This window comes from Neisseria sp. P0019.S002 (genome assembly GCF_051957155.1).
Taxonomy (GTDB): Bacteria; Pseudomonadota; Gammaproteobacteria; order Burkholderiales; family Neisseriaceae; genus Neisseria; species Neisseria perflava.
The window spans coordinates 323,614-344,839 of record NZ_JBQCWS010000001.1; the positions used below are offsets into that span (position 1 = coordinate 323,614).

At 49.5% G+C, this 21,226-nt stretch carries 20 protein-coding genes; 8 read left to right on the forward strand and 12 right to left on the reverse strand.

Annotation, left to right across the window (positions count from 1 at the left end; all coding sequences use genetic code 11):
• Positions 1 to 60: 60 nt before the first annotated feature.
• The 7 genes from ACTHTY_RS01510 to ACTHTY_RS01540 form a co-directional block, all read right to left on the reverse strand.
• On the reverse strand, positions 61 to 1,614 hold the full coding sequence (locus tag ACTHTY_RS01510) for a fatty acid--CoA ligase (RefSeq protein ID WP_440366242.1): 1,554 nt from the start codon (positions 1,612 to 1,614) through the stop codon (positions 61 to 63).
• Between the two features lie 319 nt (positions 1,615 to 1,933).
• Complete coding sequence (locus ACTHTY_RS01515; RefSeq protein ID WP_440366243.1) at positions 1,934 to 2,719, reverse strand: TatD family hydrolase; 786 nt, start codon at positions 2,717 to 2,719, stop codon at positions 1,934 to 1,936.
• A gap of 4 nt (positions 2,720 to 2,723) precedes the next feature.
• A complete protein-coding gene (locus tag ACTHTY_RS01520) occupies positions 2,724 to 3,077 on the reverse strand; it encodes a PilZ domain-containing protein (protein WP_003682949.1) in 354 nt (117 codons plus the stop codon).
• 10 nt (positions 3,078 to 3,087) lie between these two features.
• Positions 3,088 to 4,068, reverse strand: a complete 981-nt coding sequence (locus ACTHTY_RS01525) for a DNA polymerase III subunit delta' (RefSeq protein ID WP_440366244.1) — start codon at positions 4,066 to 4,068, stop codon at positions 3,088 to 3,090.
• A gap of 322 nt (positions 4,069 to 4,390) precedes the next feature.
• Positions 4,391 to 5,707, reverse strand: coding sequence for an MFS transporter (locus tag ACTHTY_RS01530; protein ID WP_128582957.1), 1,317 nt, complete (start codon positions 5,705 to 5,707; stop codon positions 4,391 to 4,393).
• The gene (ccoS, locus tag ACTHTY_RS01535) at positions 5,704 to 5,892 is read right to left on the reverse strand and encodes a cbb3-type cytochrome oxidase assembly protein CcoS (protein WP_003681462.1); all 189 of its coding nucleotides are present in this window, start codon (positions 5,890 to 5,892) and stop codon (positions 5,704 to 5,706) included. Before ccoS ends, ACTHTY_RS01530 begins: the two co-directional genes overlap by 4 nt.
• Positions 5,892 to 6,197: an HLGFF motif protein gene (locus tag ACTHTY_RS01540; protein WP_003681461.1), complete on the reverse strand. Its 306-nt coding sequence runs from the start codon at positions 6,195 to 6,197 to the stop codon at positions 5,892 to 5,894. The genes ccoS and ACTHTY_RS01540 overlap by 1 nt, the downstream gene beginning before the upstream one ends.
• A 236-nt stretch (positions 6,198 to 6,433) precedes the next feature.
• On the opposite strand from ACTHTY_RS01540, the gene ACTHTY_RS01545 reads away from it, so the two are divergent.
• Positions 6,434 to 7,630, forward strand: a complete 1,197-nt coding sequence (locus tag ACTHTY_RS01545; RefSeq protein WP_440366245.1) for an acetate kinase — start codon at positions 6,434 to 6,436, stop codon at positions 7,628 to 7,630.
• Positions 7,631 to 7,779: 149 nt separating this feature from the next.
• Here ACTHTY_RS01545 and ACTHTY_RS01550 read toward each other — a convergent pair whose 3' ends face one another.
• Together ACTHTY_RS01550 and ACTHTY_RS01555 are read right to left on the reverse strand one after the other, a co-directional pair.
• Positions 7,780 to 10,542 carry a TonB-dependent receptor domain-containing protein gene (locus tag ACTHTY_RS01550; RefSeq protein WP_440366246.1) on the reverse strand — a complete coding sequence of 921 codons (2,763 nt, stop codon included), beginning with the start codon at positions 10,540 to 10,542 and terminating at the stop codon, positions 7,780 to 7,782.
• Positions 10,543 to 10,927: 385 nt separating this feature from the next.
• Positions 10,928 to 11,389, reverse strand: a complete 462-nt coding sequence (locus tag ACTHTY_RS01555; protein ID WP_070625813.1) for a c-type cytochrome — start codon at positions 11,387 to 11,389, stop codon at positions 10,928 to 10,930.
• A 132-nt stretch (positions 11,390 to 11,521) separates the two neighbouring features.
• Here ACTHTY_RS01555 and ACTHTY_RS01560 point away from each other — a divergent pair, with 132 nt between their 5' ends.
• The 6 genes from ACTHTY_RS01560 (at position 11,522) to ACTHTY_RS01585 (ending at position 16,871) form a co-directional block, all read left to right on the forward strand.
• A complete protein-coding gene (locus tag ACTHTY_RS01560) occupies positions 11,522 to 12,337 on the forward strand; it encodes an SDR family oxidoreductase (protein WP_440366247.1) in 816 nt (271 codons plus the stop codon).
• A 122-nt stretch (positions 12,338 to 12,459) separates the two neighbouring features.
• On the forward strand, positions 12,460 to 12,933 hold the full coding sequence (locus ACTHTY_RS01565; protein ID WP_440366248.1) for a Fur family transcriptional regulator: 474 nt from the start codon (positions 12,460 to 12,462) through the stop codon (positions 12,931 to 12,933).
• On the forward strand, positions 12,921 to 13,850 hold the full coding sequence (locus ACTHTY_RS01570; protein WP_440366249.1) for a CobW family GTP-binding protein: 930 nt from the start codon (positions 12,921 to 12,923) through the stop codon (positions 13,848 to 13,850). The genes ACTHTY_RS01565 and ACTHTY_RS01570 overlap by 13 nt, the downstream gene beginning before the upstream one ends.
• Before the next feature lie 97 nt (positions 13,851 to 13,947).
• A complete protein-coding gene (locus ACTHTY_RS01575; protein ID WP_003746080.1) occupies positions 13,948 to 15,003 on the forward strand; it encodes an ABC transporter permease subunit in 1,056 nt (351 codons plus the stop codon).
• A 36-nt stretch (positions 15,004 to 15,039) separates the two neighbouring features.
• Positions 15,040 to 16,080 carry an ABC transporter permease gene (locus tag ACTHTY_RS01580; protein WP_004520828.1) on the forward strand — a complete coding sequence of 347 codons (1,041 nt, stop codon included), beginning with the start codon at positions 15,040 to 15,042 and terminating at the stop codon, positions 16,078 to 16,080.
• A gap of 110 nt (positions 16,081 to 16,190) precedes the next feature.
• Positions 16,191 to 16,871, forward strand: a complete 681-nt coding sequence (locus tag ACTHTY_RS01585; protein ID WP_440366250.1) for a sulfite exporter TauE/SafE family protein — start codon at positions 16,191 to 16,193, stop codon at positions 16,869 to 16,871.
• 73 nt (positions 16,872 to 16,944) lie between these two features.
• Here ACTHTY_RS01585 and ACTHTY_RS01590 read toward each other — a convergent pair whose 3' ends face one another.
• From ACTHTY_RS01590 to xseA, 3 genes are all read right to left on the reverse strand, one after another.
• Positions 16,945 to 17,754 (reverse strand): sulfite exporter TauE/SafE family protein, encoded by an 810-nt coding sequence (locus ACTHTY_RS01590; RefSeq protein ID WP_440366251.1) that lies wholly within the window; start codon positions 17,752 to 17,754, stop codon positions 16,945 to 16,947.
• A gap of 1 nt (position 17,755) precedes the next feature.
• Positions 17,756 to 18,535, reverse strand: a complete 780-nt coding sequence (pssA, locus tag ACTHTY_RS01595) for a CDP-diacylglycerol--serine O-phosphatidyltransferase (RefSeq protein WP_371509217.1) — start codon at positions 18,533 to 18,535, stop codon at positions 17,756 to 17,758.
• Positions 18,536 to 18,658: 123 nt separating this feature from the next.
• A complete protein-coding gene (gene xseA, locus ACTHTY_RS01600) occupies positions 18,659 to 20,008 on the reverse strand; it encodes an exodeoxyribonuclease VII large subunit (protein ID WP_440366252.1) in 1,350 nt (449 codons plus the stop codon).
• A 181-nt stretch (positions 20,009 to 20,189) separates the two neighbouring features.
• Here xseA and lpxK point away from each other — a divergent pair, with 181 nt between their 5' ends.
• On the forward strand, positions 20,190 to 21,200 hold the full coding sequence (gene lpxK / locus ACTHTY_RS01605) for a tetraacyldisaccharide 4'-kinase (protein ID WP_440366471.1): 1,011 nt from the start codon (positions 20,190 to 20,192) through the stop codon (positions 21,198 to 21,200).
• The last annotated feature ends 26 nt before the right edge of the window (positions 21,201 to 21,226 follow it).

The window sequence follows — 21,226 nt, forward strand, 5'->3', positions numbered from 1 at the left end:
TTGTTGATGACAGGTTTTCAGACGGCCTGCATGAATCAAGAGGCCGTCTGAAACAGCAGTTTAGTCTTGAAACTGTTCTTTGAGTTTGCGTTTTAACACTTTGCCGGTCGCATTGCGCGGCAGCTCGTCTTGGAAGATGATTTGTTTGGGGATTTTAAAGTTTGCCAACAGGCCGCGCAGGTGGCTGCGGACTTCGGCTTCTTCCAGTTTCATGCCTTCTTTGAGTTGGATAAAGGCAATGATTTCTTCATCGGCGTATTGGTCTTTTACGCCGATTACGGCGGCGGCTTCCACGGCTTCGAGTTTGTAGATGGCTTCTTCGATTTCGCGCGGATAGACGTTTTGGCCTTTGGAGATAATCAGGTCTTTTTTGCGGTCGACGATGAAGATGAAGCCGTCTTCGTCTATGGTGACGAAGTCGCCGGTTTTCAGCCAACCGTTGACGATGGTTTCATCTGTGGCGTCAGGCATATTGAGGTAGCCCTGCATAACCGAGCCGCCTTTGATGATGAGTTCGCCCACTTCACCGCGCGGCACTTCGATCAATTCGTCATCGACGGCTTTCACGGTCAAGCCGGGCAGGGCGACGCCGACGCTGGCGGTTTTTTGACGTTCGGGCGTATTGACGGCCACAACGGGCGAGCATTCGCTCAAGCCGTAGCCTTCCAGCAATTTGGCACGTGGGAATTTGGCTTTGAAGTCGTCAATGGTTTGTCCGGCCAGAGGCGCGCCGCCGCTGATAAACAGACGGACGCGATTGAACCATCTGAAATACCAAGGGATTTTGGCTTTGCTCATGGCAGTGTAAATAGCCGGTACGCCGAGGAAAATGGTAGCGCGTTTGAGCAAAACCTGTTTCAACACGTTGGAGAATGGGAAGACGGATTTGACCAAAATAATCGAGCAGGCTTGAGATATCGGCAGCAAAACCATGGCAGTCAGCGTAAAGCTGTGGAACATGGGCAAGAAGACGACGAAGCGGTCTTTTTGCGAGATTTGGAAAATTTGTTCGATGCCTGAAAGGTTGGAAAACAGGTTGCTGTAACTGATTAATGCGCCTTTGGGATGGCCGGTTGTGCCGGAGGTGTAGATAATGTGCGCCAAATCGTTGACGGACGGCTGGAGGCTCAGATTCGGCTTGCCGGGGAATGTACGCGCGGCATCGAAATAGCTGTCATCGCCACTGGCGGCGTTGGTTTCGCCAATCCAGATGATTTTATTGACTTTGGTTTTGGCTTTGATGTTTTTGAGTTCTTTGGCCAACGGCGCGGATGCGAACATGAAGCGTGCGCCGCAGTCATTGAGGATGTAGGAAAATTCTTCGCTTTTCAAAAAGACGTTGAGTGGGACGGCTACCGCGCCGATGGAAGTAATGGCGAAATAGGCGGCAATAAATTCGGGAGAGTTGGAAACGACAAGGGCAACCTTGTCGCCATATTGTATGCCTTGGTGTTGTAGATAGGCGGCGACGGTTTCTACTTCGCGTTTGAGGGAGGAATAGCTGATTTTTTCTTTGTCGTTGAAAATGACCGTGCCTTTACCGTTTTTTTGGCAGGCTGCAGTCAGCATAGCGTAAAAATTAGGGTGGGTGTGCATTTCGGAGTTTGTGTCCATATTGTGTCGATTGATGTACGGTTTTGATGAACCGTTTATTTCGAAGGATAGGTTTTACATCCTATCGGTAAAATAAGCAAGAGGCCGTCTGAAAATACTTTCAGACGGCCTTGAGCTTTGCTGGGCTTAGGAAAGCAATATTTTGAATTTAAACTTATTTATTGTGTTGATGGGAATATTCCCATTCTTTAAAAGTCTGCCGTTCGGAAGATAGCGCAAGCCGATTGCGTTTCTGTCTCGGGTCATTTCGAGTTTACTGCTATGTTTGACGTAGAACCCGGATGACAGATTGGCAGAGTCGCTGGTAGAAGCTCTAGACTTAACCGTTGTTCAGACGGCCATCGGGTACTTTCTTAAACAGGCGATAGAAATTGTCGCTGGTGTTTTGTGCCAATGTTTCCAAGCTCTCGCCACGCAGATTGGCTAAGAACTCGGCCGTATAGCGGACGTAGGAAGGTTCGTTTTGTTTGCCGCGTTTGGGAACCGGAGCGAGGAAAGGCGCATCGGTTTCTACCAAGATTCTATCGGCAGGGACGTATTTGGCGGCTTCCTGTATCAGCGGTGCGTTTTTAAACGTCACAATGCCGGAGAAGGAAATGTATAACCCCAAATCCAAAGCGGCTTTGGCAAAAGCGACGTCTTCAGAGAAGCAGTGAATCACGCCGGAATTAGTGTGGCACTCTTTCAAAATCCGCAATGTGTCTTCGGCCGCATCGCGCGTGTGGACGATAACGGGTAGGCCGCTTTCGTTGGCGGCTTGGATATGGTCGGCAAAGCGTTGATGCTGCCATGACAAATCGCCTTTGCACCAGTAATAGTCCAAACCGGTTTCGCCGATACCGACGATTTTGGGATGTTTGGCCGCTTCTACCATTTCGGCAATGGTAAATTCTTCTGCTTCTTGGCTGTCGGGATGTATGCCGATGGTGCAGTAAATGTGGTCGTTTGCCTGAGCAATGTCGAAGACTTCGGCAAAACTTTGTTTGCTGACGCTGATGGCAAGCGCCTGTTTGATGCTTTGCGCTTCCATATTGGCAAAGACTTCGGGTAGGCGGTCTTTTAAGCCGTCAAAGTTGAGATGGCAATGTGAATCGATTAAATACATGGTATTACAGGGTAAAAGTAGTGCGGTCGCTGCGCAGGCGTGGACCAAGCTCGGCTTCGATCAGGTTTTTTGCCTGCAGGCAGCTTTCGTGTTCGGAGAATGCAAGACCCACGCCTTTGGGGCGGTGGGCTGAAGTGCGCGCCGGATTGATCCAAACGACTTTGGTTGGCAGGAAGCGTTTGGGGTAGTCGGCGATTTCTACGGCCAAGAGGATGTCTTCGCCTAGGGAGAAAACGTCATCGGTCGGTACGAACAGACCCCCGTGTTCTAAAAACGGCATATAGCAGTTGTACAACAGATTGGGGTCTTTGAGTTGCAAAGCCAACATCTTCGCCGGAATGTCTTTTTTATTCATCATTTATTACCTGTTAGAGTTTGTTTTGCCAAAAATCTAAATATTCGATAAGCAGATACTCAAGCTGCATTTTAACACTCAAGGTATGGTATCCGTAAGGGTTGAGCGCGTTCAGACGGCCCAATAGGGCAAACAGCTTGCGTGAATCGGTTTTAGAGGCCGTCTGAAGCAGGGCTTGGGTATGGTGCGGATAATAAAGCGGCGCCATGCTTTGTTGTGCCAAGCCGACATCCATCAGCCACTTTTGCAACCAGTTGATGAAAACGGCCAGCGGTTGTTTTTGTTTGTCGAACGCGGCGGCGTAGTCGAGTATGGCCAACAGGCGCGGGGCAGCCAGCAGCGTCAGCAACTCTTCGCGTAATGCGTCCAATTCGGGAGTCGGCGTGAATAAAGGCGCGCCGCTGTGAAACGCCAACAAGGCTTCGGCATTTTCCACGCCCTGTTGGCGCAAGTATGCCGCAGCCTGTTCATGGGTAGGCGAGGGCAGCACCATCTGGCGGCAACGGCTTTTGATGGTAGGCAGGAGTTTGTCTCGTGCATGGGTAACGAGCAGGAAAACAACGTGTTGCGGCGGCTCTTCCAAAGCTTTTAACAAACCGTTTGCCGCCTGTGTATTCATGCTTTCCGCTGGATGTACCAATACCACGCGCAGGCCGCCTCGGACAGCAGTCAGGTAAATGTTTTCCACAATATCGCGCACGGCATCGATTTTGATTTGTAGGAGTTTGCGCCCCGTTGCCTCGCCTTCGGGCATTTCCGGCGTGAGTTCGTAAAAGTCGGGATGCGTGTTTTGGCTGAACAAATGACACGAAGCGCACTCGCCGCAGGGTTCATGGCCGGACTTGGGCGATTCGCACAGCAATGCCTGCGCGACAAAGCGGGCAAACTTGGTTTTGCCGGTATTTTCTTTGCCGGTAAACAGCCAGGTGTTGGGACGGTTTTGCCAATGGGCGGCGAGCTGTTGCCATTGTGTTTCATGCCATGGATAAATCATATCGTTTGGGAACTATTAGGTAGGTAGTTATTATACTCTCAGGCTGTCTGAAAAAGGTTTCAGACGGCCTTTAATAAACTGCCTAAAAATTAATCAAATATTAATTTATTTTGAAATATCAATTATTAAGCTTACTTATTAACAGCCTTTGCACACGCTTGTTTGGGGAAAATGTGCATTTTGTTTGGGAGTAAAGTTGTGCTTAAAATTTAGGCAGATGTGTTTTTTAATTTTAAATCAGACAGTAATCTGATTTATGCACAAGCTGTCCACGCGATTGAACAGTGAAAATGTGCATGGTGGGGATATATTTCAGACGGCCTTATTTGCTGATTTTCAATAAAGCGGTCAAATCCCCGATAAATTTTGGTTCCCGTTTGATGAGGTAAACAATCAACGGAAGATTACCCACGGCAACAATCAAATACAGCAGCGTGATGCTGTCAAACAACATCAGCAAAACCGCGCTCAAAATGGCGGCCGACACCATAAACACGCCGTTGATGATGTTGTTGGCAGCGACGGCATGGGCGCGGAAGGTTTCGCTGCTGGCAGTTTGCAGCCAAGTGTAGAGCGGTACGGAGAAGAAGCCGCCGAAAAAGCCGATGGCCGACATGACGAGCATAATCGGATACGTTTGGGCTTGCGATAAAAACCAAATAATGCCGTTTAATTCGGTAAAGCGTTGGCCTTGGGTCAGCCACACCAGCAATAATCCACAGACCGTCAGCCCCAGAGTGCCGATGGTAACTAAGCCCAAAATCAGGCGTTCATGGCTGAGTTTGGCGCATAATACCGAGCCGATGGCGATACCGATGGAGAACAGCGCCAACATCAGGTTGAACACATTATCGTTGCCGCCCAAATGGATTTGCGTGAACGTCGGCAGTTGGGTGGTATAAACCGAGCCGATAAACCAAAACCATGAAATACCGATGATGGACGTGAATACGGGACGATTGGCTGCCGCTTCACGAATCAGTGAATTCGTGCCTTTGATGATGTTCCATTCGATTTTTGTGTCCGGCATTTTAGCGGGTACAGACGGCATAAACAGGCTGGTCATCGTGCCGCCGATAGCGACCAATAACACCAAACCGCCGACAATATACGGCGGAACGCCTGCGACTGCCGTGCCCAAAATCTGGCCGAGCAAAATGGCGATAAACGTACCCGATTCAATCAGGCTGTTGCCCATAATTAGCTCTTTGTCGTTGAGGTAATCGGGCAAAATCGCGTATTTCAGCGGGCCGAACAAGGTCGATTGTGTGCCCATGCAAAACAGGCAGATTAAAAGCAAAGGCGCGGATTGGATGTAGAAGCCATACGCCGCCACTGCCATGATGATGATTTCCAACAGCTTGATCCAGCGCGCCAAAACTGCTTTATCAAATTTGTTGCTCAGCTGTCCTGACAGCGCGGAAAACAGGAAGTAGGGCAGAATAAACAGCATTGCGCCCAAATTCAGCATTTGGCTGGGCGGCAGAAAGTCGTTTTTACCCAAACCGTAAAAACTGATCATCACGAATAATGCGGTTTTGAACATATTATCGTTCAACGCGCCCAAAAACTGCGTCCCAAAGAGCGGCGCAAAACGGCGGGTCGTGTGGAAATTCAGATTGTCTTTTTTAAGGCTCATTGTTTGGATTCTTTGTCTTCGTCTTTTTCGATCAGTTTTTCAGTGGAATCGTCGTCCATCAAAATGCGGTGCGCAGGTCCTTCAAGGTCGTCAAACTGTCCGTTTTTACCCGACCACCAGAAAAACCAGCCGATGATAAAGGCCAAAATAATGCTGATGGGGACAAGGATAAACATACTTTCCATTACATCGCTCCGGTCAAATCGGTCAGGATAAAGGTTTTGCCGCTGATGGTCAGGTATTCGTTGCGCAACGCACCGATATTTTTATCGTCAAAAAACAATTCGATACGGTCTTTAACCACGCGCCAGTATTGCGGGATATCGGTTTGCTCAAAAGGCGACAATACCGCCGCTTCGGCTGCATCTTCGCTTTGCAGCTTGATTGCGAAGCGTCCGCTTTGCGGCGGATTTTGCGACTCATCATCTGCCAACATAATAAAAAATCCGGCGTGTTCGCCGTCTTGAGTGTGGATACTGAAATAATGCATATCGGTAAATCTTCAAAACCGCCGTCATTTTTTCAGACGGCCTAAAATAAAATTCCGTCCATTTTACATCAAATATTAAGTCAAGCAGCCGATTACATTTTTTGATAGAATGGGCCGTTTACTTTGTTAATCTGTTCAGACCGCTACCCACTACGTCCCACAAGGGGTGCAACATAGCCGGAGCAGCAGTAAGGCCCCGACAAAAAATGCCGTCTGAAACCTCAAGGAGCATAAAAATGTCACAAAAATTAATCTTGGTTTTGAACTGCGGTAGCTCTTCCCTCAAAGGTGCCGTATTGGATAACGACAGCGGCGAAGTATTGCTGAGCTGCCTGGCAGAAAAGCTCAATTTGCCTGATGCCTACATCACCTTCAAATTCAACGGCGAAAAACACAAAGTCGACCTGTCTGCCAAGCCCGACCACACCGGCGCAGTTGAAGCCCTGATGGAAGAACTCAAAGCCCACGGTCTCGACAGCCGCATCGGCGCCATCGGTCACCGCGTCGTCAGCGGCGGCGAGTTGTACAGCGAATCCATCCTCGTTGACGACGAAGTTATCGCTGGCATCGAAAAATGTATTCCGCTCGCTCCGCTGCACAACCCTGCGCACCTCTTGGGTCTGCGTGCCGCACAAAGCATTTTCAAAGGTTTGCCTAACGTTGTCGTATTCGACACCGCCTTCCACCAAACCATGCCGGAACATGCCTACACCTACGCTGTTCCACATGAATTGTATGAAAAATACGGCTTGCGTCGCTACGGCGCGCACGGTACCAGCTACCGCTACGTTTCTGATGAAACCGCCCGTTTCCTCGGTAAAGACAAAAAAGATTTGCGCATGGTTATTGCCCACTTGGGTAACGGTGCATCTATTGCGGCAGTTGCCAACGGCGAATGTAAAGATACCAGCATGGGCCTGACTCCGCTGGAAGGTTTGGTAATGGGTACCCGCAGCGGCGATATCGACCCTTCAGTTTTCAGTTTCTTGGCTGAAAACGCCAACATGACCATTTCCCAAATTACCGAAATGCTGAACAAAAAATCCGGCCTGCTCGGTATCTCCGGTTTGTCCAACGACTGCCGTACCATCGAAGAAGAAGCTGCCAAAGGTCATCCGGGTGCCAAACTGGCCCTGGAAATGTTCATCTACCGCTTGGCTAAATACATCGGCAGCATGACAGTAGCGGCAGGCGGTTTGGACGCATTGGTCTTTACCGGCGGTATCGGCGAAAACTCCGACATCATCCGCGAACGTGTATTGGGCTACTTGGGTTTCCTCGGTCTGCACATTGACCAAGAAGCCAACCTGAAAGCCCGCTTCGGTAATGCTGGTGTGATCACCACTGCCGACAGCAAAGCTGTTGCCGTTGTGATTCCTACCAACGAAGAATTGATGATTGCACACGATACTGCCCGTCTGAGCGGCCTGTAATCCGTCATTATTGAAAACCTGCCCGAAAGGGCAGGTTTTTTGTTGTGTATAGATGAAGAAAATTTTGAGAATATATTGAAAAAAGCCGGCAAACATTGTGTTTGTCGGCTTTTTAATCAGTGAAATATTAAGAATACTGATAGATAGGTTTAGAACTTATAACTGATGGTAAACAGCAAAGTCCTGCCGCGCGCGTAGTTGTTCAAGACGGAGCGTGTCGTGCCGCCATATTTGCCATTGCATAAACCGTTGGCATCACATTCGACTTCCTCATCATCTAAACCGCCTTTTCTTTCAAATACGCTGAAATAGCGCTGGGTTGCGGCATCGTTTGCAGCATCCAAAGGGTCGATATAGCGTTTATTGAACGCATTTTGAATGTCGAAACGAAGGATAAGGTTTTTCTTCGGTTCATAATTGGCATAGAAATCAAAAATCATCGGCTGTCTGTTGATGCTTTCTGTTTTTTTGATCACCCTTCTGCCCATTTGGTGTGAAGAGTAGGTATTGGCGCCGGTTGTACCATCAACAAATTCCTCCTCAGTCGTCGCCCGTGTACTTTTGCCGTAATAGCGCATAATGCCGCCGATGGTCAATTTGTTGCCCAACCATCGGGACCCTAATTCAAACCGACCGTAATCTCGGGGCAGGCGGGAAATTTTGCTTAAGCCGTAGCCTTGTTTGATTTGGTCTTCTTTAGAAGAGTTGCGGGGCGATTCGCTGGCATCGCTATAATTGGTCGGCTGGTTGGTTTTTTGATAGGCGTAAGACAGGGTTGTAAAAAAGCGGCCGAAATCATAGTTCATTTCCACTTCCAAACCATTTTTATGGACAGGTTTGGCATAGTTTCGATGTTGGATGGAGTATTGCAAGCCGGTACTGGTTACCCAGCTGGGTGCTTTATCCAAATCCCACCATTTGCCATAAACATTGTGGATATAGTTGTTGATCCTGCTGCGATAGGCGACCAGTTTGAAACCCAATACATCGTCCGGCTTGAAAATCCCTTTTTTGAAGGTATTGAAGCCTATTTGGTAAGTATTGGCCTGTTCCGGCTTGAGGGCTGTATTGACGCCCGAGTCGCCGATTTGTGAAAAATACATTTCTTGAATATTCGGCATTCTATGCGTGCGCGAATAGCTGATAAACGGCATAAAGTAGTCGTTGACATTGATGTTTAATGCTACCGAATGGTTTACCGCATGCTTTTTACCGGATTTGGTATAAACCGGTTCGTAAAGGTCGCAGCTTGGCGTGCAATGCTGTTTATAAATTTCGGAATCTTCTCCAAATGCTTTTTTAAAGTCTTCTTGGGTATTGAAGTAGTCGGTATATTCGCCCTTGTAGCGGTAGTTAACCATATTGGCGCTGTAATTCAATTGATAAATGCCTTTTTTCAAGGAAGTATCAAAATAGAACGTATTGAATTTTTGCTGGCCTGAAGGTTGCAATATCGTTGATTTTTGGGGAAATATTCCTTTGTCTCCTTTGAAGCGGCCTAAAAAGCTGTACAGGCCGGCATCTTGATCCGGGCCGTCGTAAAACAGGCTCAGCTCTTCCGGAAAGCGGTTTTTACTGTATTGGTTTTTAAAGAAATTGAAACCCACAGTAGCTTTTAAATCTGTTTTTTGGGGAAGTTTGAAAGAAAAGCTGTTGTTGATATCCAAAAGATTGGCTGTGTTTTTGGTTTCCAAATAATCAAGCAGTCCCCATCCTGAAAAACGTGAGTTTTTCGGATATTTTTGTTTTCCCAGATTATGGGCGGCCAATACGTTTAAATCGACATAATCGCCAATGTTTAAATTGTAATTGGCTTGGTAGTTGCGGTTTTCTACTTTGCGGCTGCCGATACGGTTGTTCATGGTACGAAGCTGAAGGTCCAGCTTGTTGTTGTCGTTTTCGTATTCTACTTTGACCAAATGGCTGTTTGAGCGTTGTTGCAGGCTGGTTGGGTCGATTGGAGTCAGGTCCCATTGCGGTGCCAAATTCTCTTTCCAGCTTCTTTCCAAGTCATCGACATAATCTCTTTGCAAAACTTCAGGATCGTTATATTTTTTGGAGAAAGGGTAGTCCCAATAGCTTTTACCGACCGCATTGCGCTTGGAAAAGTCACGAACCCAGAGATTTTGTTCCTGGTCGAATTTTAATAAGTTGCTTTCAAAATATTCTTGTTTTTTACGGTCCAAATATTCTTCGCCAAAATTGCCGATACGCTGACCGCCGCCGCCCACTTTATAGTTTTGCTCGACATTACGGTGGCTGTAACCATATAACGCGCCAAGGCGTGCACCGCTGTCAAACCATTTTTGTACCGCTCCGGTTGCCATAAAGTTGCTTTTGGTGCTGTTTGTGCCGGTCAATCCTTTGGTTAAGAGGCCGAAGGTATTGTTTCCGTGTACCACATCGTCTACTCGTAAAGTACGGAAATTGGCTGTACCGGATAAGGTATTGATGCCGTTGGCACCCGAGAAACTGCCTTTGGTTACATCGACGCCGGCAATAAAATTGGGATCCAGTGCCGTACCGAATTGCGAGGAGCTGCCGCTGCGTCCGGCATCGGCAGAAGTGGAATAGAAGGTTTGGGTTACGCCGTCAACCATCGTATTGACACGTCCCAAACCGCTATCGCCACGGATATTGACCGCCAATACCCCCGATCCCTTGTCTTGTTGGGTAAAAACGCCGGGCATGCTCCGAACGATGGTATCAATGTTTTCGCTGGATTGATAAATGCGTTCACGCGAACTTTTGGCTTGGCCTTCGGTAAAAACTTTTTTCTCTTTGGCAATGTGTTTGCCTTTGACTTGAATTTCATCAAGCTCTTGAGTTGAAACCTCGTCTTCTGCGTGTGCGATACTGGTTATAGCCAGTAAAGATAATGTTAGTAGATTTAATTTGAAATTCGGATTCATGATAGTTACCTCAGAAACGAAGCCGCTACTTTATAACATATTATTAAACTTTACAAATATTTTAATAATGGTTTTTATTTATTAAAAAATAAAGTAAAATTTTGTTTTAGAAGATAATCCACCCGCATATGATTAATCTGGCTGAAAAGATAAAGCAGGTCTGAATTTGAATTTGGGTGGTTGAGAAGAAGGGAGATTTAATTGAATTTAAACAGCCGGAAGAAGAAAATTTGATTGCGCTATGTGAATTGAGCCGTCGGTTTCAAATGAAACCGGTAAAAAAACATGAAATGCAAAATATAAAGTTGATATAGAAAGATTCGAAGTCAGTTGAAGAAAAGGCCGTCTGAAAATGATATTTCAGACGGCCTTTATTGTTTTAAGCCTATTCCGGACCGCGGAATGTGTCGTGGCAGGATTTACAGGTTGCACCGGTTTCGCCGTAAGCGGCTTTGATTTCTTCCAGCTTGCCGGTTTGGGCGGCGGCGTTGAGTTTTTCAACCGCAGCGGCAAATTTTTCTTCTTCGGCTTTGAAGGTTGCCGTGTCTGTCCAGATGGCAGGCAGGGCGCGGCCGTTGCCTTGAGGGTCGGATTCAAACAAGGTGAACGGTTTTTTGCTGTTTTCGGCGAAGGTTGCGGCGGCTTGTTTGAATTTTTCTACGTCGTAAGGCTCTTCGTCTTTGACCATTTTGCCCATGCGGGTAAACTCGGGCATCATGGATTTGAACGCGGCCGTACGGTCTTCGGAAATCGGACCTTTAGGCTGGGAAGGCGCACCGCTGCCGCCGCAGGCGGAAAGGGTAAGCGCCACTGCTGCCAAAGCAACAGGGAGAAAACGGGTTTTCATATGGAGTGTGTCCTATTGTGATGATATGATTATCGTTAAATTTAAAATCAGCCGGCCAAACGCTTAGGCCGTCTGATAAGGCGTTATCATACCTTAAACCCAAGTCTGAAACGAGTACAGAAAGGAAACGATATGGCAATTTTGATTACCGGGGCATCGGCAGGATTCGGCGCGGCAATGTGCCGCACTTTTGTTGCGGCAGGCTATCATGTCATTGGCGCGGCACGGCGCGAAGACAAATTGCAGCAGTTGGCAGAGGAATTGGGCGAGCAGTTTTACCCTTTGGAAATGGATGTTTCTCGTACGGAGTCGATTCAAAACGCTTTGAACAGTCTGCCCGAGCATTTAGCTGAAATTGATTGCCTGATCAACAATGCCGGTTTGGCTTTAGGTCTGGATTCCGCTGATAAAGCCGATTTTGGCGATTGGGAAACCATGATTCAAACCAATATCATCGGCCTGACTTTTCTGACCCGCCAGATTTTGCCGCAAATGGTAGCGCGCAAACAGGGCTACATCATCAATTTGGGTTCGATTGCCGGCAGTTATGCTTATTCAGGCAGTAATGTCTATGGCGCGACCAAGGCTTTTGTGCGCCAATTCAGTATGAACCTGCGCGCCGAATTGGCAGACAAAAACATCCGCATTACCAATATCGAACCGGGCTTGTGCGGCGATACCGAGTTTTCCAACGTCCGTTTCAAAGGTGACGATCAGCGTGCGGCCGAGGTTTATGAGAATGTCGAGTTTATCCAGCCGCAAGATATTGCCGATACCGCTTTATGGCTCTATCAACGTCCTGCGCGGATGAACGTCAATTCCATCGAAATCATGCCGGTTGCCCAGACCTTTGCAGGCATGAAAGTTTACCGTGACGCGCCTGCTCCAGTGAAGGCAGAAACGTTTGAAAAACAAAGTATGTCTTTGTTTGGAAAAATTAAATCTTGATTTAAGTAATCGGCATCAGGCCGTCTGAACATTTCAGACGGCCTCTTTGTTATCTGAAATTGAACAAACACGTTATAATGTAATTTTTTATTAACAAGGCCGTCTGAAAGGCTGTTTCAGTTATGAACGCAATCAAACAAAAAATCTTAGAACAAGCGCAGCGCGATGGTGTGCAGGTAACCGCTTTGCGCGAGCAAGTGCTTGATATTGTTTTGAAACAAAGCGGTGTGATTAAAGCCTACAACGTTCTGTCGCAGATGCAGCAGCAAAGCGAGGGCGTGGTTGCGCCGCCGACGGCCTACCGCGCCCTTGATTTTTGGGCGGAGCAGGGCGTTTTGCACAAAGTGGCGGCGGTCAACGGCTATATTTTGTGCAGCCACGCGCAGCACGAGTGCAACGACCATTGCCACGACCACGAAGAAACAGAGGCGCACCACAGCGCGTTTATTTTGGTCTGCACCGAATGCGGTACGGCGGATGAGCAGACCTTGAGCCAAGAATGGTCGGCATTGCGTGCAGGCGTGGCCGAAACCGGTTTCTCATTAAAAGAAGAACATGTTGTTTTAACAGGAATTTGTAAAAAATGTCAGAAGTAAAAAAGACTAAAGTCCACCTGATTTCAGGCTTCCTCGGAACAGGCAAAACCACTGCACTCAAAAGTCTGATGGCGCAAAAAGACCCGAATGAAAAATGGGTCATCATCGTCAACGAATTTGGCGAAATCGGCATTGACGGCGCCGTCTTGAGCGACAACGGTATTCCCGTAGCTGAAATCGCCGGCGGCTGTTTGTGCTGTACTGCCGGCGCGCAAATGGGTACGACCGTACAAAAGATGCTGCGCGATGCCCAACCCGACCGCTTGATGATTGAAGCCAGCGGCCTGGCGCACGCTGCCAGCGTTATCGACGAACTGAAAGCCAAACCGCTCGACAGTATGTTGGAAATCGGCGCGGTCTTTACCGTTGTCGATCCGCGCCAATTCATTAATCCCGATTACGCGCAACAAGCTTTGTATAAAGACCAAATCGGCATTTGCGACGTATTGGTTGCCAGCAAAACCGACTTGTGCACGCCGGAGCAACTGGCCGAATTTCATGATAAAGCGGCCAAGCTGTTCCCGCCCAAATCCAAAGTGGTTGAAGTCCAAAATGCGCAACTCGACATCCAGTGGCTTGATATTCCCGTGGTCGAAAAATCACGCTACCGCCTCAAAGCCCTGCCTGACAACACCATGGGCTTCCAGTCTCAAGGTTTCACTTTCCCTGCCGGGCGTGATTTCGACGGCGAAAAACTGACTGATTTCTTTAACGACCTGCCTAAATTTACAGACGGCCTCGTGCGTGCCAAAGGCGTGTTTCAAGTGCTCGGTACATGGGTATGGCTGAACTGGGTGGACGGTCAATGGGGTGCAAACCAAGTTTCATGGCGCCGCGATTCCCGCTTTGAGCTGATTGCCAAATCGTTTGACGCGGATTTGATTGAGAAGAAACTGCAGGAGGCGTTGGAGAAGTAAATCATCGGCCAAACGCTTATTAATCCGTTACTATATGCCGTCTGAAGTCAGCGGTTTCAGACGGCCTTCAAATCAAAAAATAGAGGAACACTTAACCATGTGGCGTTATATCTTTCATCGTTTGCTCCTTTTGATTCCCACGTTGTTGGGGATTTTGGCGATTACCTTCGCCGTGATTCAGTTTGTTCCCGGCGGCCCGGTGGAGCAGATGGTTCAGCAGCTGACGCAGGGCGCGGTTGGCGGCGAGACGGCGGGACACAGTATGCCCGGAACTTTGGCCAAAAACGGCAACCGTATCAGTGCGGAGGATTTGGCCGCGCTGAATGCTTTATACGGTTTCGACAAGCCGCCTTTGACGCGTTTTGCCGATATGGTATGGAAATTCGCCCGTTTCGATTTGGGCGAGAGCTTTTTCCATCACCAAACTGTGTTTGAATTGGTGAAAGAAAAAATGCCGGTATCGATGAGTTTGGGTTTGTGGACGTTTTTCCTGACTTATTTGATATGTATTCCGTTGGGTATTGCCAAGGCGGTTAGGGATGGCAGCCGTTTCGATACGATTACGGGCATGATCATTTTGGTCGGCTATACCGTACCGCCGTTTGTATTGGGTTTGGTGTTGCTGGTGTTGTTTGGCGGCGGCAGCTTTTTTGCCTGGTTTCCGCAGGGCGGTTTGGTCGGCGATGATTTCGATACGCTCTCTTGGGCCGGTAAAGTCAAAGATTATCTGTGGCATATGGCCTTGCCGATTACCGCTTCTGTGGCAGGCAATTTGGCGGTGATGACCGTATTGACAAAAAACGTGTTCCTTGAAGAAATCCGCCGTCAATATGTTTATACCGCGCGAGCCAAGGGCTTGCCTGAGAAACAGATTTTGTGGAAACATATTTTCCGCAACGCCATGATTCCTTTGATTACCGGTTTCCCGGCCGCATTTATCGGCGCATTCTTTACCGGAAGCCTGTTGATTGAAACGCTGTTCTCGCTGGATGGATTGGGTTTGTTGTCTTACGAGGCAGTGATGAAACGTGATTATCCTGTCGTAATGGGTACGCTGTATGTGTTCACGCTGATGGGGTTGTTGGCTAAATTGGTGTCGGATATTTCTTATTCGTGGGTCGATCCGCGCATTCACTTTGGCGGACAGAAATAAGGCCGTCTGAAAATATCTTCAATCCATTATTAAAGAATGTTTCGAACCATGAAAAAGAAAAAATCTACTTCAAACCCTACTTGGCAAGCCTTTAAGCAGCATAAGCGCGGTTGGTTGGCTTTGCGGATTTTGGCCGTTTTGTTTGTCGTCACTTTGCTTGCGCCTTTGTGGAGCAACGACAAACCTTTGTGGATACGCTATCAGGGCGAGTATTTCTTCCCCTTAGTAAACGAATATAACGAAACCACATTTGGCGGCGATTTCGATACGCCGGCGGATTATTTGGATCCGCTTATCCGCCACAACATTACTTCAGACGGCAATTTCGCACTGTATCTGCCCAATCCTTACGATGCCGATACCTTGAACGATTTCGATACGGCCCCCGATCCGGCCAAACCGTCCGAACGGCATATCTTGGGAACGGACGACCGCGGCCGCGACCTGTTGGCGCGCTTGGTTTACGGTTTCCGTGATTCGCTGTTGTTTGCCTTGGTGTTGACTGTGGTGACTACCGTAATCGGCGTGGTTGCAGGCGCGGTGCAGGGTTATTTCGGCGGTAAAACCGACCTTCTGATGCAGCGTTTTATCGAGGTTTGGGGCGGTATGCCGGAGCTGTACCTCTTGATTATCCTGTCTTCGTTCTTTAATCCGGGGCTGTTGATTTTGCTGGTGTTGCTGTCGCTTTTCGGCTGGATGGGCTTGTCCGACTATGTCCGCGCCGAGTTTTTGAAAAACCGTCAGACCGATTACGTTTTGGCGGCGCGCGCGATGGGCGTGGGCAACCGTGAAATCATGTGGCGCCATATCCTGCCCAACAGCTTGACGCCGGTATTGGCCTTCCTGCCTTTCCGTATTTCCGGTGCGGTACTCGCCCTGACCAGTTTGGACTTCTTGGGCTTGGGCGTACCTGCCTCACAGGCAAGTTTGGGCGAGTTGTTGGCGCAAGGCAAAGACAACTTGGACGCGTGGTGGATCGGTCTGTCTGCCGTTGCTACGCTGACGGTAATGCTGCTTTTGCTGGTCATGATCGGCGAAGGTTTGCGTCAGGCATTTGACGTACGCGCGCGCAGTTAATTGCTTTTCTAAAGCGTGAAGAGGGTGGGCGGAAAAGCCTGTCCTGCATTCTTAGGGCCGTCTGAAAAGTTTCAGACGGCCTCATCCATTCGTTTGAATCATTAAAAACCATGAATCAAGAAATCACATTTCTTACTCTTTTTCTGCTCGGCTTTTTTGGCGGAACGCATTGTGTCGGTATGTGCGGCGGATTGAGCAGCGCATTTGCTTTGCAGCTGCCGCCACATTTAAACCGAATCGGGCTGATTGTATTGTTGAACTTGGGGCGCATCAGCAGCTATGTCGTCATTGGTCTATTGGTCGGCTTGGTCGGGCAGGTCGGCATTTCCTTGGACGATACGCGCGCGGTTCAAAACGGTTTGTATATTGCCGCCAATATCTTGCTGCTTTTGCTTGGTCTGTATCTTGCCGGTATTTCAACTGCTGCAACCAAAATCGAAGGCATCGGCAAACCGATCTGGAAACGCCTGAATCCTTTGCTGAACAAATTGCTGCCGATTAAATCAGTGCCTGCCTGTTTCGGCGTGGGCGTGCTTTGGGGCTGGCTGCCTTGCGGTTTGGTGTACAGCGCGTCTTTGTATGCTTTGGGCAGCGGCAATGCTTTGCATGGTGGGCTGTATATGCTGGCGTTTGCATTGGGGACATTGCCGAACCTGCTCGCGATGGGCATATTTGCAGCGCAGTTGAAAACCTTTCTGCAAAAACGCATGGTTCGTTTGTGCGCCGGATTGTTGGTGGCAGGATGGGCGATATGGCGCTTAGCTGTATTTGCAATGGGGCAAATCGGGTAAGGTAAAAATTTGTTGTTTTGCAATTAAAAAGGCCGTCTGAAAGATTTTCAGACGGCCTTTTCACAAGAAAGATTTAATGTATCAAATTCCAAGCCATCTTGGCGGCAATCAGCAGCAACATAATACCGAAGGCGATTTTGAGTTTTCGGGCGGGCAGCTTGTGCGCCGTCTTTACGCCAAGTGGAGCAAAGAGGATGGTGGCAACGCTCAATATGGCAACGGCCGGAAGATAGATAAAGCCTGCCGCGCCTTCAGGCAGGTTGGCAATATGCAAACCGTTGGCAAAATAGCCGATGGTGCCGGCAACTGCAATCGGCCATGCCAGACCTGAAGATGTGCCGATGGCGCGGTGTGCCGGAAAGTTGCAATACAGCAGAAATGGAACGGATAAAGAACCGCCACCGATACCGACCCAGCTTGAAGCCGCACCAAAAAGCGTGCCCACGGCTGTCAGGCCGGGGAGGGAGGGCAGGGTGCGTGAAGGTGTGGGTCTGGAATCGAGTAGGGTTTTGAGTGCGATAAAGGCAAGAAATGCAATAAAGAAAACCTGCAAAGCCAGCGTCGGCATATATTTTGCCGTTGCCGCGCCGAGGAGTACGCCGAGTATCATGCCCGGCGTCATTCGGCGGACGGTCGCCCAATCGATGGCGTGCTTTTTATGTTGGGCGTACATACTGGAGAAGGTGGTAAATACCATGACGGCAAAGGAAGTGCCGATGGCAAGATGCTGGGCATAGGGGTGGCTGCCTATGCCTTGCAGTTGCAATGCCCATAAGACAACGGGAACAATCAACGTACCGCCGCCTACGCCGAATAGTCCGGCAATAAAGCCCGCCGCGCTGCCGACGGCGAGCAGGGCAAGGATGATGTCCCAAGACCACATTTCAGACGGCCTTGTCGTGTTTGTGTGTTTTATGGCGTTTTTTAAACCAACGGATGACTGCCATCACATAACCGGACAGGCTGTAACCGAAGAAAAACAAGAAGAGGACGAGCGAAGGTTCCCAATTAATCAAAAGCAAAATCAATACGGCCAATACCATGCCCATAAACGGCACTTGGCGGCGGATATTGATTTCTTTGAAGCTCCAAAACGGAATCTGCACAATCATGGAAATGCCGGCAAACAGGGTGATACCCAATGCCCACCAATGCACGTTGGGGAAGCGTTCAACGCTGTGGTTGACCCAAATCAGGCCGACAATCAACGCAGCGGCGGTCGGGCTGGGCACGCCGATAAACCAGCGTTTATCGACTTTGCCGATAAGCGTGTTGAACAGTGCCAAACGCAGGGCGGCGCAGGCGCAGTAGATAAAGGCGACGGAATAGCCGATTTTGCCAAACTGCCAAAGTTGCCATTTGTAGGCAATCAGGGCAGGCGCCACGCCGAAACTGACCATATCGGCAAGGCTGTCGAGCTGTTCGCCGAACGCGCTTTGGCTGTTGGTCAGCCGCGCAACGCGTCCGTCCATGCCGTCGAGCAGCATGGAAAGGAAAACTGCAATCGCCGCCGTTTCATAACGTCCGTGCATGGACTGGGTAATGGCGAAGAAGGCGCAAAACAGTGCGGCGATGGTAAAGGAATTAGGCAGCAGGTAAATGCTGTTTTTGCGGATGGAGTTACGCGGAGGAATCGGATTTTCTGTATTTTGTGAGTTGTCCATAATGTTTCCGTATATGCTGCGTGTGCAGATGAGGCATTATACCGCATTGGCAGGTTAAGGATTTTTAACAGGCAAACATAGTTTCACTTCAATCGCATAAAGTTTCAGACGGCCTTTATTGCGTCAGTCAAACAACTCGCCCTGCGCCTGCTCTTTGGTCACGCGCACGTCGGTTTCGCCGTCGGCAAAAGTGATGTGCAGTTTCTGCCCTTGTTTCAGCGCGTCGGCGTTGCGGATGACTTGTCCGTGTGTGTTTTTGACGACGGAGAAGCCGCGCTCCAGAATCTGCTGCGGCGATACGGCTTCGAGCAGGGCGGTTTGGGCGGTCAGGCTTTGGCGGCGCTGGGCGAGCAGTTGGCGGAAGGCGTGCGACAAGGTCGTCTGAAAGCGGTCGATGTCTTGCCGGTAAACGGAAATATCGGGGCGGAAATGTTGCAGGGCTTGGGTTTGGCGTTCGAAACGGGCGGTGTGGGCGCGGACGTTTTGCGTCATCGAGTAGGACAGGGTTTGCGCCAGTTTGTGGATGTAAGTGCGCTGTTCGTCGAGTTTTTGGCGCGGGTGGCGGATTTGCCGCGCGAGCCAGTCGAGCTTTTGGCTAGCATCAAAATAGCGTTGTTCCAAAACGGTTTTCAGACGACCTTTGGCTTGGGCGAGGCGGTGTAACGATTCTTGGCGGTTGGGGCTGACCAGTTCCGCCGCGCCGGTCGGTGTGGGCGCGCGTACGTCGGCGACGAAATCGGCAAGCGTGAAATCGGTTTCGTGTCCCACACCGCTGACGACGGGAATCGCGCAGGCTTCGATGGCGCGCACGACCGGTTCTTCGTTAAACGCCCACAAGTCTTCAATGCTGCCGCCGCCGCGACAGACAATCAACACATCGCATTCGGCGCGTTGCGAGGCGGTTTTGATCGCTTGGGCAATCTGAAACTCGCTGCCCGCGCCCTGAACGGCAGTCGGATAAACGATGACGGGAATTTCGGGCGCGCGGCGTTTCAAGGTGGTCACGACATCGCGTAAAGCCGCCGCCGCCAGACTGGTTACGATGCCGATACATTGCGCCCGGGCGGGCAAAGGTTTCTTGCGTTCCGCCGCAAACGCGCCTTCCGCCTGCAACTGCGCCTTCAGCCGTTCGTAGGCTTCGTAAAGCTGCCCCAAGCCTTTGAGTCGCACCTCATTCACAGTAATCTGAAATTCGCCCCGCGCTTCATAAATACTGATTTTTCCCGATACTTCGATATGGTCGCCTTCTTTCAAAGGCTTCGCCAAGCGCATGGCCGCACCCTTAAACATCGCGCAACGCACCTGCGCGCGGCTGTCTTTGAGCGAGAAATAATAATGTCCGCTGGCGGCACGGGTCAGGTTGGATACTTCACCCGCAATCCACAAACCAGCAAGATGGTCTTCCAGCAAGGCTTTGGCAATGGCGTTGAGTTCGGATACGGAAATGGAGGAGGGCGCGAAAAGTTCGGACATTGCGAAACAGGAAAAATTTGGGAAAGCTGAATTATAAGGGTTTTAGAGCGATTCGTTGTATTCGTTTTCATGAAACTTGCGCCCTTTGTTTTAATATTATCAAAGCCGCATGTTCAGACGGCCTTGTCTGGGCAGGCTTGTGTTATATTATCGTTTGATTTTCGCTTCAAAAGCCGTGCGTATGCCCAAACTCCACCAAATCATTGAACGCCATTGGCAATCCCCCAATCCGTTTTTGTCTTTGCTGTTAAAACCATTGTCCAAGCTGTTTGCCAAAATTGCGGCGAAACGGCGCGATGATTTTGTTTCAGGCCGTCTGAAAAGCGAAAAATTGCCAGTGCCTGTGGTGGTGGTCGGCAATATTCATGCAGGAGGAACAGGGAAAACGCCGATTGTTGCCGCGCTGGTGTCGGGTTTGCAGGAAAAGGGCGTTAAGGTCGGCATCATCAGCCGAGGTTACGGGCGCAAGAGTAAGGCGGTTCATGTATTGAATACAGTCAGTAGCGCGGCAGATGCAGGCGATGAGCCTTTATTGCTGTTTCGCCAAACCGGTGCGCCGACGGCGGTAGGCAGCAGTCGTGTAGAAGCAGGCAGGGCATTGCTTGCAGCGCATCCGGAGCTTGAATTGATTGTGGCTGACGACGGCTTGCAACATTATGCTTTGCAACGCGATATGGAAATTGCCGTATTCCCGGTGGCAGATACGGGGCGCACGGATTTGGATTTACTGCCCAACGGCAGCTTGCGCGAACCTTTGTCTCGGTTGGCTTCCGTTGATGCAGTTGTTGTCAGCGGCGGGCAAGCAGATATGGTATTCAGGCCGTCTGAAAATATGTTTGCCAGCCATATTGAAACAGGGCAGATTTACTGTTTGAACAGGCCGTCTGAAAAATTGGATTTGGCGGGTTTGGGAAATCAAACTGTCGCCGCCGTTGCCGGTATCGCCAAGCCGGAGCGTTTTTTCGATTCGCTGCGGAATATGGGCATTACTTTGAACCAAACCGTCGCACTGCCTGACCATGCCGACATCGCAGTAGCAGACTTGCCCAATGCGGACACGGTCATTATTACGGAGAAAGATGCGGTCAAGTTTTCAGACGGCCACGGCCTGAATCATGTGTGGGTCTTGCCTGTTTATGCGATAATTGAGCCGGACTTGGCGGCGTTTGTATCCGCGAATGTTTCAATCTAAATGCTTATAGATGTTTCACAGATGTT

Bases quoted from the DNA above. Each gene is read 5' to 3' on its own strand.
- ACTHTY_RS01570 (WP_440366249.1), top strand. From the start codon at position 12,921: ATGTCAGAAGTAAAAAAGACTAAAGTCCACCTGATTTCAGGCTTCCTC.
- ACTHTY_RS01520 (WP_003682949.1), bottom strand. From the start codon at position 3,077: ATGATGAATAAAAAAGACATTCCGGCGAAGATGTTGGCTTTGCAACTC.
- ACTHTY_RS01545 (WP_440366245.1), top strand. From the start codon at position 6,434: ATGTCACAAAAATTAATCTTGGTTTTGAACTGCGGTAGCTCTTCCCTC.
- lpxK (WP_440366471.1), top strand. From the start codon at position 20,190: ATGCCCAAACTCCACCAAATCATTGAACGCCATTGGCAATCCCCCAAT.
- ACTHTY_RS01590 (WP_440366251.1), bottom strand. From the start codon at position 17,754: ATGTGGTCTTGGGACATCATCCTTGCCCTGCTCGCCGTCGGCAGCGCG.
- ACTHTY_RS01540 (WP_003681461.1), bottom strand. From the start codon at position 6,197: ATGCATTATTTCAGTATCCACACTCAAGACGGCGAACACGCCGGATTT.
- ACTHTY_RS01515 (WP_440366243.1), bottom strand. From the start codon at position 2,719: ATGTATTTAATCGATTCACATTGCCATCTCAACTTTGACGGCTTAAAA.
- ACTHTY_RS01565 (WP_440366248.1), top strand. From the start codon at position 12,460: ATGAACGCAATCAAACAAAAAATCTTAGAACAAGCGCAGCGCGATGGT.
- xseA (WP_440366252.1), bottom strand. From the start codon at position 20,008: ATGTCCGAACTTTTCGCGCCCTCCTCCATTTCCGTATCCGAACTCAAC.
- ccoS (WP_003681462.1), bottom strand. From the start codon at position 5,892: ATGGAAAGTATGTTTATCCTTGTCCCCATCAGCATTATTTTGGCCTTT.
- ACTHTY_RS01510 (WP_440366242.1), bottom strand. From the start codon at position 1,614: ATGGACACAAACTCCGAAATGCACACCCACCCTAATTTTTACGCTATG.
- ACTHTY_RS01585 (WP_440366250.1), top strand. From the start codon at position 16,191: ATGAATCAAGAAATCACATTTCTTACTCTTTTTCTGCTCGGCTTTTTT.
- ACTHTY_RS01575 (WP_003746080.1), top strand. From the start codon at position 13,948: ATGTGGCGTTATATCTTTCATCGTTTGCTCCTTTTGATTCCCACGTTG.
- ACTHTY_RS01555 (WP_070625813.1), bottom strand. From the start codon at position 11,389: ATGAAAACCCGTTTTCTCCCTGTTGCTTTGGCAGCAGTGGCGCTTACC.
- ACTHTY_RS01560 (WP_440366247.1), top strand. From the start codon at position 11,522: ATGGCAATTTTGATTACCGGGGCATCGGCAGGATTCGGCGCGGCAATG.
- ACTHTY_RS01580 (WP_004520828.1), top strand. From the start codon at position 15,040: ATGTTTCGAACCATGAAAAAGAAAAAATCTACTTCAAACCCTACTTGG.
- ACTHTY_RS01550 (WP_440366246.1), bottom strand. From the start codon at position 10,542: ATGAATCCGAATTTCAAATTAAATCTACTAACATTATCTTTACTGGCT.
- ACTHTY_RS01530 (WP_128582957.1), bottom strand. From the start codon at position 5,707: ATGAGCCTTAAAAAAGACAATCTGAATTTCCACACGACCCGCCGTTTT.
- pssA (WP_371509217.1), bottom strand. From the start codon at position 18,535: ATGGACAACTCACAAAATACAGAAAATCCGATTCCTCCGCGTAACTCC.
- ACTHTY_RS01525 (WP_440366244.1), bottom strand. From the start codon at position 4,068: ATGATTTATCCATGGCATGAAACACAATGGCAACAGCTCGCCGCCCAT.